Annotated in this window: 12 protein-coding genes; 9 read left to right on the forward strand and 3 right to left on the reverse strand. The window is 29.9% G+C overall.

Annotated elements, in window-relative coordinates:
• Positions 1-9: 9 nt before the first annotated feature.
• Entirely contained in the window at positions 10-1,374 is a 1,365-nt protein-coding gene (locus Q3223_RS03690) for a sodium:solute symporter family protein (RefSeq protein ID WP_054270670.1), read from the reverse strand.
• A gap of 657 nt (positions 1,375-2,031) precedes the next feature.
• Between Q3223_RS03690 and Q3223_RS03695 the strand changes: the two genes are divergently transcribed.
• The 7 genes from Q3223_RS03695 (at position 2,032) to Q3223_RS03725 (ending at position 9,493) form a co-directional block, all read left to right on the forward strand.
• Positions 2,032-3,462, forward strand: coding sequence for an MFS transporter (locus Q3223_RS03695; protein WP_054270669.1), 1,431 nt, complete (start codon positions 2,032-2,034; stop codon positions 3,460-3,462).
• Between the two features lie 104 nt (positions 3,463-3,566).
• Entirely contained in the window at positions 3,567-4,670 is a 1,104-nt protein-coding gene (gene hisC / locus Q3223_RS03700; RefSeq protein WP_054276961.1) for a histidinol-phosphate transaminase, read from the forward strand.
• Between the two features lie 32 nt (positions 4,671-4,702).
• Positions 4,703-4,921, forward strand: a complete 219-nt coding sequence (locus Q3223_RS03705) for a 4Fe-4S binding protein (RefSeq protein ID WP_021385063.1) — start codon at positions 4,703-4,705, stop codon at positions 4,919-4,921.
• Between the two features lie 16 nt (positions 4,922-4,937).
• Positions 4,938-5,987 (forward strand): 3-methyl-2-oxobutanoate dehydrogenase subunit VorB, encoded by a 1,050-nt coding sequence (vorB, locus tag Q3223_RS03710; protein WP_021385064.1) that lies wholly within the window; start codon positions 4,938-4,940, stop codon positions 5,985-5,987.
• 1 nt (position 5,988) lies between these two features.
• A complete protein-coding gene (locus Q3223_RS03715) occupies positions 5,989-6,729 on the forward strand; it encodes a thiamine pyrophosphate-dependent enzyme (RefSeq protein ID WP_407811662.1) in 741 nt (246 codons plus the stop codon).
• A 2-nt stretch (positions 6,730-6,731) separates the two neighbouring features.
• Complete coding sequence (locus Q3223_RS03720; RefSeq protein WP_054270666.1) at positions 6,732-7,271, forward strand: 2-oxoacid:acceptor oxidoreductase family protein; 540 nt, start codon at positions 6,732-6,734, stop codon at positions 7,269-7,271.
• A gap of 122 nt (positions 7,272-7,393) precedes the next feature.
• Complete coding sequence (locus Q3223_RS03725) at positions 7,394-9,493, forward strand: acetate--CoA ligase family protein (protein ID WP_227832138.1); 2,100 nt, start codon at positions 7,394-7,396, stop codon at positions 9,491-9,493.
• Between the two features lie 262 nt (positions 9,494-9,755).
• Here the strand turns inward: Q3223_RS03725 and Q3223_RS03730 are convergent, their stop codons facing one another.
• Both Q3223_RS03730 and Q3223_RS03735 read right to left on the reverse strand, forming a co-directional pair.
• Positions 9,756-10,271, reverse strand: a complete 516-nt coding sequence (locus Q3223_RS03730; protein ID WP_021385062.1) for a ferritin — start codon at positions 10,269-10,271, stop codon at positions 9,756-9,758.
• Positions 10,272-10,362: 91 nt separating this feature from the next.
• Positions 10,363-11,574, reverse strand: a complete 1,212-nt coding sequence (locus tag Q3223_RS03735; protein WP_407811663.1) for an ROK family protein — start codon at positions 11,572-11,574, stop codon at positions 10,363-10,365.
• Between the two features lie 605 nt (positions 11,575-12,179).
• Here Q3223_RS03735 and Q3223_RS03740 point away from each other — a divergent pair.
• Together Q3223_RS03740 and Q3223_RS03745 are read left to right on the forward strand one after the other, a co-directional pair.
• Complete coding sequence (locus Q3223_RS03740) at positions 12,180-13,622, forward strand: cell wall-binding repeat-containing protein (protein ID WP_054270663.1); 1,443 nt, start codon at positions 12,180-12,182, stop codon at positions 13,620-13,622.
• A gap of 59 nt (positions 13,623-13,681) precedes the next feature.
• Positions 13,682-14,044: a hypothetical protein gene (locus Q3223_RS03745; protein ID WP_222153423.1), complete on the forward strand. Its 363-nt coding sequence runs from the start codon at positions 13,682-13,684 to the stop codon at positions 14,042-14,044.
• Positions 14,045-14,138: the final 94 nt, after the last annotated feature.

The raw sequence follows: 14,138 nt of genomic DNA on the forward strand, positions 1-14,138 counted from the left end.
CCTCTCTTTTCAATCTTTTTTTGAAAATTTGCTAACTATAAATATTGTAATAGAACCACCTATTATAGGAATTAAAATTCTGTCAAAGACAGTAAGAATGCCAACCATATTTAATAATGCCAATATCATACTTACTATAACAGCATAGATAGCACCTTTTTTTGTAGCACCTTTCCAGCAAAGGCCAATTACAAATGGTGCAAATATTACACCTGTACATAATGGTGCTGGCCAAAATAATAATTCTAATAAACTATCAAATTTAAGTGCTATAATTGCACCTGCTACAGCTGTTAAAGCTGAAGCAATTTGAGAATATTTTAAAGTATTTTTCAAATCATTAAATTCTATATCAGGATGTAATAATTTGTTGTAAATATCTCTTGATATGATAGCACTCATTGAAGTCATTAATGAATCTGCAGTAGACATTATGGCAGCTAATATAGCAGCTAAGAATAATACAGAAATTAAAGGTGGTAAAGTTGTTGATATCATTTGAGGTAAAACCTGGACAGATGATATGTTTGGAAATAAACTACCACCAATAGCTCCAATTATTCCTATAGGAAAAGCAAGAAACAATAGTATAAATCCTGCAATTATACTACTTTTAACTGCATTTTTAGCATTATCAGCACATTGATATCTTAAAAAACTTTCATAAGAAAATATTGAGCCTAAAACTAATGGTAAAACTGTATACATAAAATCACTAATCGATTTATTTCCTGGAAAGAATGGTTCTTTTACCATTGATTGTAACATAAGTAAAGGGTTGTCGCCAACTAATTTTAAGCTTATATAAGCCACTATTGGTAAAAATACTATACAAATAGCAAGTTGAATAAAAGCTGATACTGCAACTCCCCACATTCCTGATGTATAAGTATATATAATGATTACTATGACTCCTATAATTACTGCTACATCATAAGGGATGCCAAATGCAGTAGATACAGAACCAAAAGATATTAATTGACTGCCCATGATGGCTAATATTGATATTGGTGTCACAAGACTTTGATAAGTTCTTAAAAATACACTATGACCATATCTAGTTTCAATATAGTCTGCAGGTGTTATATCACAAGATAAACTCCTTAACTTTCCTGCAAAAAATGCGTTTATAAAACAAGCCAAAGCCGCACCTATAGTAGAGTACATACCAACCCATAACCCTCTTTCAGCTCCCCATTGAACTCCACCTACTAAGCATCCTCCTCCAAAAGATGTAGCAGCGATAGTTGCGGCGAGTATGGGTAAAGGAAGATTTCTACCTGCAATTAGGAAATCAGATGCCGTTTTAACTTTTTTAGAAAAATAAAAACCAATCCATATGTACACTGCACACGTAGCAATTAAAAGTAACATAGTTTCTTCTCCTTTATAAAATATTTTAATAAAATTTATAAAATATATTTTAAATATATTTTATGTAAAAGTAGCACAATATTTATTTTTATTAGTTTTGGATTAGTATAGTTATAATAACTTATAGTACTATGTAGAATTACATAAAAAGAAAAAATTGAAAATTCTGAAATTTATATTTATAATGATGTTTGTCTGATAGATTCTTTTTGTAATTGTAACATGCTTTTATTTTTAAATCAATAGTACATGTATAAAAATAAAAGAAATTTAAAAGAGAAAAAAATATTTTTAATATCTAGATGTAGTATAAAAAAATCTTGAATAAATTATTCTTGAATAAATTTATTGAAATTTAAAATTATCAAAAATTTGATAAAATAATTTGAAATATATGTTTTTATGATGTTTTAAAACAGCAAAACAATAAAAAACAAACTTAAATTAAGTTAAATCAGCTTTTCAGTTAATTTTAAAGGCGGAAAATAAAAATAAAAAAGTGTTTGACAATTATGAATTTTGAGAATATAATTAAATTAAAATTATACACATATAAAAAAATAAACTGAATCAAAAAGAAAAAGGAAAAGATTCAGAATATAAAATATTATACGTGAATAATAAAAAGTAATTAAATTTTATAAGGGAGGGGTAGATGTGAGTAGTCAAGAAAGCAAACCAAAAGGAAACCTTATATCAAATTTTAGAGATGATATGAGAGACCCTAAGAAAAGAGCAATATACACATATTCAAGTTCTATAAACCTAGCATACAATTTTATAGGTTATTTTGTATCAACAGTAACAAATATCTTTTTAACTGATGTAGCAAAGCTTGGTGTAATTATGGCAGGTGGTATGCAAATTGTACAATCTTTCATAAAAATTGCTGTAGCTCCTATAACAGGTACAGTATTTGACAAGCAACCATTTAAAAAAGGAAAATATTACCCATGGCTTAGATATACACCCGCAGCATTGGCATTGACATATGGGATATTTTTCATAGTTCCATTGATGAAAATAAGTCCAGCATTACTTTTACCTTTAATGACCGCTTTATTATTAATAGCATCTTGTGCTCAACAAGTAGTTTTTACTATAATTTATGCTATTTACCCTGTAGTAGCTAAAACACCTAAAGATAGAGTTATAGGTTCAACTACTACAAACATATTTAAAGAAGTCGGTAAATTTTTAGTAGGTTTTTCATATCCGTTATTATTAGTTTTATTTGCAGATGTATTAGGTGGAGAAGGAATGGGTTATCTAGGTACCTATTTATTCTTTGCAGCAGGATGTCTTTTAGTATTTTGGTTTTCTTCAACAGAGATAATAAAATCTGGTGCAGAAGATGAGGTTCTTCAAAAAGAAGAAAAACCAAAGATTAAAGCAAGTGAGATGGCAAAAGCTCTATTTACTAATGTTCCACTTATGATGGCATTTTGTCTAGAATTTCTTATATGTATAAGATCTATAGGTCTAGGGCCTTTAGCTCCATATTATTTTAAATATGTAATAGAAGATGAACGTGGGTTAGCCGTATTTTTATCAATAATGCCTTTAGTAAGTGTAGCGTTCATGTTCTTCGCACCAATATTTATAAAAATATGTAGAGAACAAAAACTAGCTTCAATAATTTCTTTTTCTATATGTGCAATATGTCACTTATTAGTTGCATGGACTCCTTGGGGAAAAACTACTTTAGGTGTAACTATGTTACTGGCAATTGGTGGTGGTTTTGCAAATGTAGTATCAATAATAAACCTTAACTTCTTTGCTGGTTCTTGTGACTATGGACATTGGAAATCAGGAAAAGATTTACCTGGTTTAAGTATGTCATTATATCCAGTTGCAATACAAGTGGGCGTGTTACTTGCAACTACTATAAGAACAGTTTTGATGAATTCAATGGGATATCAAGCTGATATGGTAGTTACAGAAGCAGTTAAAAGTGGCTTCATAAACATGATTTCTTATTCTATGGCAATACCTTTAATAATAGCTGTTGTTATAGCCATCTTATATCCAGTAAGTGATAAGAAACTAAATCAAATAAGAGAAGAATTAAATCAAAGAAATGCTTAGTTAAAAGAGATTTAAATAGATGATTAATTTTAAAATATTAAAGTAAGTAGACGCGATGGCGTTTATATAAATGAAAATACATATACAGAGGGGGCTTTTAAAAAATGATAGAAAAATTATTGAGAAATACAGTAAAAGAGTTACATCAATACGTTCCAGGTGAACCAATAGAAAAAGTTAAAGAGAAATATGGTGTAAAAGAAATAATAAAACTAGCTTCAAATGAAAATCCTCTAGGTCCATCACCAAAAGCAATGGAAGCTATGATTGAAATGTTAAAACAAGGTCAACTTTATCCAGAACCAGAAGCTAATGAACTTAGAAGAAAATTAGCTGACAAGCTAGATTTAAAACCAGAAAACTTTATTGTTGCTAATGGTGCGGATAACGTTATCACATTAATAGGTGAAGCTTTTATAAATAGAGGAGATGAGGTTATATACTGTGACCCAACATTCCCATCATATAGAACTGCAACTGTAAAAAATGAAGGAATACCAGTAGAAGTACCTTTAACAAAAGATTATAAGTATGATTTACAAGGTATATTAGATAAAATTACAGATAAAACAAAATTAATATGTGTATGTAATCCTAATAATCCAACAGGAACAATTGTGGATGATAAAGAGTTGGAAGCATTTTTAAAGAAAGTCCCTGAAAACATTATAACTATATTAGATGAAGCATATATAGAATTTTTAACAGTACCTAATTATGTAGATGGACTTAAGTATGTAAGAGAAAATTACAATGTTATAGTAACAAGGACTTTCTCTAAAATATACGGTCTTGCAGGTCTTAGAGTCGGGTATGGTATTGCTAAAGATGAGATAATAAGAACTTTATTTACAGTAAAAGAGCCTTTCTCTGCAAATCGTGTTGCCATAAGTGGAGCAACAGCAGCACTTGATGATGATGAATTTATAAAAGAAACATATGACTTGAATAGAGCAGGAATGGCTTATTTTAAAGAAGAGTTTACAAAAATGGGATTTGATGTTGTTGATTCACAATCAAACTTCCTTTATGTAGACATGAAGACAGATGTACCAAAGCTATTTGAAGATTTGAAAAAAAGAGGGTTTGTAATAAGACCAAGTGCTACACATGCACGTGTAAGTATTGGAACTATGGAAGAAAACCAAAAATTTGTAGCAGTTTTGAAGGAAATATTAAATTTTAAAGAAGAACCAAGCATTGGATAATAGGTAGAAATATTACGAAATGGGGTGTAGATATGAGCTTAAAAATAAACGCAGAGAGATGTAAAAGTTGTGAATACTGCGTTATATCTTGTAAAAAAGGAGCATTAAAAATATCAGATAACATAAATAAAGAAGGATATGCTCATGTAGAAGTTGATGAAAGTAAATGCATACTTTGTGGAATTTGCTATCAAGTGTGTCCAGATAATGTTTTTGAAATAATTAAAGAAGAAGCATGTCAAGAGGCTTAGAAGGAGTTGGAATAATATGAAGAAGATGTGGAAGGGGAACCACGCCATTGCAGAAGCAGCTCTAAGAGGTGGTTGTGAGTTTTATGCAGGATATCCAATTACACCACAAACAGAGGTAATGGAATTTTTATCACATAGAATGTCTGAACTTGGAAGAACTTTTATACAATCTGAAAATGAAATGGCTGCTATATATATGGTATATGGAGCATATGCAAGTGGAATGAGGTCTATGACAAGTTCCTCAGGACCAGGAATATCTCTAAAACAAGAAGGAATTTCATATTTATGTGCAAATCACTATCCTTGTGTAATCGTAAATGTACAAAGATGGGGACCTGGACTTGGTTCACTGGATTCAGCACAGACAGACTACTTAAGAGATACTAGAGGGGGAGGAAATGGAGATTACCATTTAATTGTTTATGCACCAAACAGTATCCAAGAAACTGTGGATTTAATGTACAATTCGTTTGATGTAGCAGAGAAATATAGAGTACCTGTTGAAATTTTGACAGAAGCAGCTTTAGGTCAAATGATGGAACCAGTAGAATTTCCAGAGTTCAAGAAGAGAGAAGAAGATTTAGGTTGGACTTATGATGGAAGTAATAGAGACCATGCAAAAGTTGCAGATAACCAAAAACCAGCTTTTTGTATGGAAAAACGTATGAGAATAACTGAAAATGAACAGCAATGGGAAGATTATCAAGTCGAAGATGCGGAATATGTGTTTGTAGCGTTCGGTATACCATCAAGAACAACTATGAATGCTGTTAGAAGACTTAGAGAACAAGGTGAAAAAGTTGGAATAATAAGACCAATAACAGTGTGGCCTTTCCCATATAAGGCATTTGAAAAGGTAAATAAGAATGTAAAAGGATTTATATCAGTAGAGTCAACAGATACAGGTCAGTTAGTAGAAGATGTTGCTTTAGCATCAAAAAAAGTATGTAAAGAAAATGTACCTGTTTATGGACTATTCAGTGGAAATCATATACCAAAAACACTGCAAGTAATGGACACTTATAGCAAAATAAAATCTGGCGAAATCAAGGAGGTGTTCTAATATGGCTACAGAAAAATTAACACCTAGCGTTGTTTCAATACCAAACAAATTTTGCCCAGGTTGTGGTCATGGAATAGTAAACCGTATAATAGCAGAAGTAATAGAAGAACATGGATATGAAAAAAATCATGTATTAACTTTAGGAGTTGGTTGTGTTTGTAATATGAATTTTAGCTGGAATGGAGATAAGATGCAAACTGCACATGGTAGAGCTTCATCAACAGCTATAGGAATTAAAGTAGCACTTCCAGAAACATTAGTAATGACTTATCAAGGTGATGGAGATGCTTATGTTATAGGTCTTTCTGAAACTTTAAATACCGCATATAGAAATCATAATGTTACTGTATTTGTAATAAATAACAATAACTTTGCGATGACTGGTGGGCAAATGTCATGGACTACTATGCCAGGTCAAGTTACAACAACAAGTGTAAATGGAAGAGATATAAACACTACTGGTAGTCCATTAAAAGTTCCTGAAATGATGGCAGACTTCTTTGATGTAGCATATGTAGCAAGAGGTTCAGTTCATAGTCCAAAGGAAATAATTAATCTAAAAAAATATATAAAAAATGCAGTAGAAGCTCAATTGAATGGAGAGGGGTATTCATTAGTTGAAATATTAGCACCTTGTCCAACTAACTGGGGTGTATCATTAGAGAAATCTATCAAGTGGATGGAAGAAGAAATAGTGCCATATTACACTCTTGGCGAATTTAAGCAAAGGGATGGTGAATAGTTATGGAAAAAGAGTTAGTATTTGCAGGGTTTGGTGGTCAAGGAGTTTTAACTCTTGGTCTAATTGTAGCTGAGTCAGCACTTGAATTAGGAAAACAGGTAACTTGGATGCCTGCATATGGTCCAACTATGAGAGGTGGAAAAGCATATAGTGTAGTAAAGTTTTCTGATGAGAGTATAGGTGGACCTGATATGGAAGAAATAGATGTTTTAGTAGCAATGAATAAGCCATCTTTAGATTATATAAACTTAGTCAAGGAAGGTGGAACAGTAGTTATTAATACATCTGTAATAGATGATAATATAGCATTAAGAGAAGATATAAATGTAGTTAAAATAAATTGTCAAGAATTAGCTCAAAAAGTAAACAATCCCAAGGCAGCAAATATAGTAGTACTTGGAGCATTAATTGCTAAAACTGGATTACTTGAAAAAGAATTAGCTTTAAAAACTATGTGTGATTTCTTTGAAGAGAAAGGAAAAGGTAAATTCAATATTCAAAATAAAGCAGCATTCATGGAAGGCTATAATAACGCCATTTAATAAATTACCCTTATCTTAAATGATTTATCTCAAGATTTAATAATCTTTAGTGCCAAGATAAGTTTCATCTTGAGATAAAATTCATTTAAAATCACAACTATAAAATATAGGAGAGTGAATTTATGAGCTTGGAAAAACTTATTAGACCAAAGAGCATTGCTATAGTAGGAGTTACTGATAAGCTTGGTTTTGGTAGAAGTGCAGCACTTAGTATAGTAAAAAGTAAAGATACAGATAGAGTATATTATGTAAATCCTAAAAGAGATGAATTGTTTGGAAGAAAGTGCTATAAAACGATACAAGAAGTACCAGAAGTGGTAGATTGTGTAGTAGTATGTACACCTAGAAATATAGTTCCATCTGTATTAAAAGATTCTGGAGAATTGGGAACAAAAGCAGCTGTAGTATATGCTAGTGGATTTGCAGAAGAAGGAACAGAAGAAGGAATAGATTTAGAAAATCAACTTATAGAAATATCAAATACATATGATATGAAAATATTAGGTCCAAATTGTATGGGATTATTAAATTGTATAGATAAAGTTAATCTATGGGCAGGTGGTTCTAAATGGGATTTAGATACTAAAAAACCTGGGATAGGAATTGTAGGTCAAAGTGGATTTATAACTGCAGAGATTGTTTCAAGTGATTATTTTAATATATCTTATGGTTTCTCAACGGGAAATGGAAATATAGTTACATTAGAAGATGCTGTTGACTTCCTTGTAGATGATAATTACGCATCAGTAATAGCCATCTATCTTGAAGGCTTAAAAAATCCTCAAAAATTTATAGACTCTCTAAAAAGAGCTGCACAAAAGAGAAAACCAGTAATAATATTAAAATCAGGAAGGTCAGAAAAAGGAGCTATTTCTGCTGCTTCTCATACAGGAAACTTAGCTGGCTCGAGTAAGGCTTTTGAAAGTATTTTTGAAAAATATGGAGTGATTTCGGTAGAGAACTTGGAACAATTTATGTGTTTAGCACAGGCTTTTAGTGTTCTAGATGGTAACTTGCCTACAAATTCTAATTTCGCAGCAATAAACTTCTCAGGAGGAGAAAATACTATTTGTGCAGATTTAGCAGAAGAAAATGGTGTAGACCTTGCAGAAATATCTTCTGAAACGAAAGAAGAAATGAAAAATTATCTTCCAGGATTTGCGACACCTAAAAATCCATTAGATGCTACAACTGCGTTATTCCATGAAAAGGATATGATAGTAGGTCTATTACATACATTTGAAAAAGATGATAGTGTTGGATTTACTATGGTAGGTGCAAATATAAGAGATGAAGAAAATGAAATGCATGAGACACTTTGTCAAGCTGTAAGTGAAGCAAGAGAACAAGGGTTAAGGAAGCCTGTGTTTGCAGTTCCAACACTTGAAGGAAATAGATATCTAAATTATAGAACTAGATTAGAAGATAATCAAGTACCTATAATGTCATCAGTTGGAACTACGTTTACTTGTTTTAATAAAATGGCTAAATTTGTAGATTATGATTATTCAAAGAGAACTTTAGAGTTTGAGGCTATTAAGAAAAGAGAATCAAATAATGTAGTAGCTCTATCAGAGTTAGATAGTAAGATTGAGATGAAGAAATATGGAGTACCAGTGCCAGGGCAAGGTAATGCAAAAAGTATTGATGAATTAGATGAAATTTTGAAATATATTAACTATCCTGTTGTTTTAAAAATAAATTCTTCCGAAATATTGCATAAATCTGATGTTGGAGGAGTTAAAGTAGGAATTAAAAATAGAGATGAGGCAATAAATGCATATAATGAGATTTTAGCCAATGTAAAAAAAGAAAAACCAAATGCTAAAATTGATGGTATATTAGTTCAAGAAATGGTGGAAAGTGGTATAGAAATTATTATTGGTATTACTAATGATGACCAATTTGGTCCAATGTTACTAGTTGGTCTAGGAGGAGTATTTGTAGAAGTATTTAAGGATACTACTTTATATCCATTACCTATAAATCATGATGAAGCTATGATGATGCTTAGAAAATTGAAGTCATTTAAGCTTTTAGATGGATATAGAGGAAGCGAACCTTGTGATGTTGAAGCCCTTGCAGATATGATGGTTAAGTTAGGAAAATATGCCTATGAAAATAAAGATGAAGTTAAGGAAATAGATTTAAATCCAGTGTTTGTATACCCTAAAGGAAAAGGTGTATGTGCAGTAGATGCTTTAATAGTTAAATATAAATAGCTCATAAGTTTTGGTATTCAACCATAATCAAAGTACTGGCTGAAAATCACATTTATAAATTGAGTAGTGTGATTTTCAGTCACCCCAAATTTTAAATTTAAGTATCTTAAAGTGAAAATAGATTTTTAAAAATTATAAAATAGAACTGTATAAACAATAAAATACTACATATAAAACGAATAATAAAAGGTGTCTTAATGTAAATAATCAATGTTGATTTTCATTAAGACACCTACTTTATTATATTAAAAGGTTTTAAATACTATATTGTTACAGGTGGATTTGTTGGGGCTGCATATGTACGATTAGCAAATTCCTGGTCAACAAAGAATAGACCACCTTCTCCAGCAAGTTTAACACGCTTTATATTGTCTTCACAATTTGTTTCTTCCTCTGCTTGTTCAGATATAAACCAAAGTAAGAACTGAGAAGTTCTAAAGTCTGCCTCAGAGTTTGCTACAGCTGCTAAATTGTTTATTAAAGATGTAACCTTTTTTTCATGAGCTAATGTACGCTCAAGAATATCCATTGCAGAAGTAAAGTCTGAATCTGGCATTGGGATAGCATCAAGTTGAACTTTTCCTCCTACATTATGTAAATATTTGTAGAAAAACATAGCATGGTCTGTCTCTTCTTTATATTGAACATAAAACCAATTAGAAAATCCTTTAAGTCCTTCTGCTTCAAGGTAAGAAGACATAGAAAGATAAAGATATGCAGAATATAATTCATGGTTAATCTGCTCATTAAGTAATTTTTCCATTTTAGCTGAAATCATTTTCATACCTCCAAATTTTAAACGCTCTTATAAAATATAATAATATTAAATGGAAAAATATTCAATAAAAGTGTTTAAATATTTTACATATTTAATAAAAATTTATACTTCCATTAAAAAATTTGTAGCTGACAATAGCTATAGAGCCGATTAATGGTGCATTTGCTCCAAAATTTGAATGTTTTACACTTATTTTTTTATATTTAGAAAAACTTGCCGAAGCAGTTAGTTTTTTTAATAATGTATTTTCTATGAATGTGCCTGGTATATTAAAATCATAGCCTATTATTATAGAACTACAGTCAATCAATGTAAGTGTATTTACTAATGCGTATGATATATATGTACAAAATTCATCAAGTAAAAACATAGCAAGAGTATCCTTATTATTTGCCTCATCTATTAACTTAACTAGAGAAAAGTCTTTACAGTTAATTAATGGAGAGTCAGGATAAATATGGCTCAATGATTCAATTCTTTTAATTAAATTACTAACACTTGTGTAATAATCCAAGCATCCATTATTACCACAACTACATAATGGTCCACTAAAATTAATAGATGTATGTCCTATTTCTCCACTCTGACCCAGATTACCAGTATGAAGCCTATTTTCCAGTACTAGACCAGCTCCAATACCATTCATTATGTGCAAGTATATATAATTTGATATATCTTTACCTAAACCATACATTTTTTCAGCTAAAGCACCTGAATTAGCATCATTTATCAAAAATATTGGCAAATCAGACATTTCTTCTATAAAATTAACTATATTTAGATTTGATACATTTCCAAAGTCTGGAGGATTCAATATAATACCATTTATATTATCTACTGGACCTATTGAAGAAATACCAATTCCAATTATATCTCTTTTATTATTCTTCATTATCTTAGTAAACATTCTTTTTATTATATCTTTTAAGACCTCATTTGATAGATACTTAGGGTAAGTTTCAGAAAGTTGTTTTACAATAGTACCTTTCAAGTCTGAAATAATTACCTTACATATATTTCTTCTTATTAGAATTCCACAGATACAAGGTGATATATTAGAAATATCTAATAAAATAGGTTTACGACCTGATGAATGTGCATTTAAAGTTGATGACTCTATTTCTCTAATCATATTTTCATTAATAAGTTCTGTAACTAGATTTGATAAAGTCATTTTGGTAAGTCCTGTAGATTTTGCTAAATCAACCCTAGACATAGGTGTATTTGTAGAAAGTAATTTCAATATTATTAACTTATTTTTAATTTTTACATCTTTTATGTTAGAACCTTGTTTGTTGCTCATCGTAAATCTCCTTAAATAAAGTTAAGTGTTTTATTTATTTTCAAGCACAATGTCACTTTATAAAACAGTAACATTTTTTAATTTGAAAATACCATTAATTAGAATATATCACATTATATATCATAAGACACATAAAAATATGTTAGAATTAAATTAAAATTGAAAATATGTTTACATATTATATAGTAAAAACAGTATGTACTTAATAAAAAAATTGACACATAATAAATTTGTTAGAAGGTGTATTTTTAATAATATTGATAAAGAATTTACTTAATAATGAATAGATTCTGTAAAAATACAATCTGTTTGTTGTATACAATAAATTTTCATTTTGTAAAAAAATATAATAAATATGAGATATAAATGTCGATTTTTATTACAAATTGTTACTAAATATATGTACATATGAACTGAAACCTTAGAAATTGTAACTAAAATGTAAATTTTTCCTCTAATCTATCTAATATTATGGAAACTTTTTGTAATTTATGATATAATAACAAATATATAATTATTAAATTATAATAAATGACTATAGCATAGATGTAGTACTATGCTATAGTCATTTTTGAATTAAACTTGATATATCAAGGGGGAAGAATATGAGAACAATTAAGAGAGTTTTAGCATTAGGTTTAACATTAGCTATATTTCTAATAAATGTGCCTAATGTAAATGCATTAACATCAGATACTATTAAAGGTAACAATATATATGAGACGGCTGGATTAATAGCAGACAAAAAGAGTTATGATACAGCGATTATGGTAAATATGGATAGTTCGATAGCAGATGGTCTTTCAGCAAGTGGTCTTGCTGGTGCTGTTGATGCTCCAATTTTACTTGCACAAAAAAATAACATACCAAATGAAACGAAACAAAGATTAAAAAATGTCAAAAAAATATACATAATAGGTAAAGAATTATCAATAAGCAAATCAGTAGAAACTGAACTTAAAAACACAGGAGCACAAGTAACTAGATTAGGTGGAGATGACAGAATAAAGACTAGTTATAGTGTTGCTAAAGAGGTAAGTAGTATTAAAAAAGTTGATGAAGTGATATTAACTAATGCATATAAAGGAGAAGCTGATACTATAAGTGCAGCACCTGTGTCAGTAAGAGATGTAGCTCCTATAGTACTTACAGATGGAAAGAGTGTTCCTTTTTCAACAAGTGATGTAAAATCATATGCAGTAGGTGGAAGTATATCTATGAGTACTAGCTTAGTTAATAAGACTAACTCTAAAAGACTTGGTGGCTCAGATAGATATGATACAAATAAGAAAGTTATAAAAGAATTTTATCCAGATGCGTCAGAATTTTATTTAAGTGATGGATATGATTTAGTAAATGCACTTACAGGTTCTACAATTGCTAAAGAAAATCCAATTGTGTTGGTGTCAGAAAGTAGTGATAAATCTATATTAGCAGGAGCAGACAAAATTACTAGATTAGGTACAATAAGTGATAGCATATATAATAAATGTGTTTCTGCTGCACAGAATAATGGTGACTCATCTACAAAAGGTGATTCTCCTATGAAAAATGAGACAAGCATATTAGGTGAACCAACAGCTAGTTTAGAAGCTTGTTTAAAATGGGCTAAATCTAAAAGAGCTAATGATTTATTTATAGAATTAATACCAATATTGTATGATACTGCTGTTCAAGAAGGTGTAAATCCTGTATTAGCAGTAGCTCAATCTGCAAAAGAAACTGGTTTCTGTAATTTTGGTGGGGTATTAGATGCATCATTCAAGAATCCTTGTGGACTTAAGACTTCTTCAGGAGGTTCTGATACTGATAAGAATGCCCACTCAAGATTTGGTACGTGGGAAGAAGGAATCTTAGCTCAGATTCAACATTTATGCCTATATGCAGGACAAGATGGTTATCCACTTTCAAATCCAGTAGACCCTAGACATGAAAAATCTTTATTTGGGAAAGCTAAAACAGTTGAAGGTCTTTCTAATAATTGGGCTGGAGGTCAATATGGACAAGATTTAGTTAGAATGATGGGGGAAATTGAGGCTACAAAGTAATTAAAGCATTAATTTAAGATATGCTTATTAAAGATTATCAAATAGCTGACAAATAAGGAATGATTATTGTGAAAAAGAGTAATATTTTTAGTATCATATTTCCCACAATTATAATGATATTAATGTTTTTAACCTTTGCTACAGATATATTTAATATACCAAATGTTCAAGCTAAAGGGATTTTTGTAATAGGAATGGTATTGATTTTTCCAGTTGCCTTTTTAATGCAGGGGATAGTTTGTGTATTAAATAAAACTAATTGGATTTTATCACTTGTAGTGTCTTTAGTAACTTATATAATATTAATGTATATATTTTTAAATGATTCAGCATATGTATATGTTTTACTTTATGCAGCTTTCTATATGATTGGGCATATAACTGCTAAACTCTATTACAAAATTAAGACTTTTAAAAGTTAAATAAAAAAGTGTATGAAAGAGAAGCATCTTTAATGATTTTCTAAAATCAAAATAGATGCTTCTTTTTTATGAAAGATTATGTAAATAAAATTTA

This window comes from Clostridioides sp. GD02367 (assembly GCF_045900275.1).
GTDB classification, from domain to species: Bacteria; Bacillota; Clostridia; order Peptostreptococcales; family Peptostreptococcaceae; genus Clostridioides; species Clostridioides difficile_A.

Excerpts from the sequence above, each read along its gene's own strand:
- Q3223_RS03725 (WP_227832138.1), top strand. The coding sequence starts at position 7,394 with ATGAGCTTGGAAAAACTTATTAGACCAAAGAGCATTGCTATAGTAGGA.
- vorB (WP_021385064.1), top strand. The coding sequence starts at position 4,938 with ATGAAGAAGATGTGGAAGGGGAACCACGCCATTGCAGAAGCAGCTCTA.
- Q3223_RS03730 (WP_021385062.1), bottom strand. The coding sequence starts at position 10,271 with ATGATTTCAGCTAAAATGGAAAAATTACTTAATGAGCAGATTAACCAT.
- Q3223_RS03740 (WP_054270663.1), top strand. The coding sequence starts at position 12,180 with ATGAGAACAATTAAGAGAGTTTTAGCATTAGGTTTAACATTAGCTATA.
- Q3223_RS03720 (WP_054270666.1), top strand. The coding sequence starts at position 6,732 with ATGGAAAAAGAGTTAGTATTTGCAGGGTTTGGTGGTCAAGGAGTTTTA.
- Q3223_RS03705 (WP_021385063.1), top strand. The coding sequence starts at position 4,703 with ATGAGCTTAAAAATAAACGCAGAGAGATGTAAAAGTTGTGAATACTGC.
- Q3223_RS03715 (WP_407811662.1), top strand. The coding sequence starts at position 5,989 with ATGGCTACAGAAAAATTAACACCTAGCGTTGTTTCAATACCAAACAAA.
- Q3223_RS03690 (WP_054270670.1), bottom strand. The coding sequence starts at position 1,374 with ATGTTACTTTTAATTGCTACGTGTGCAGTGTACATATGGATTGGTTTT.
- Q3223_RS03735 (WP_407811663.1), bottom strand. The coding sequence starts at position 11,574 with ATGAGCAACAAACAAGGTTCTAACATAAAAGATGTAAAAATTAAAAAT.
- hisC (WP_054276961.1), top strand. The coding sequence starts at position 3,567 with ATGATAGAAAAATTATTGAGAAATACAGTAAAAGAGTTACATCAATAC.
- Q3223_RS03745 (WP_222153423.1), top strand. The coding sequence starts at position 13,682 with ATGATTATTGTGAAAAAGAGTAATATTTTTAGTATCATATTTCCCACA.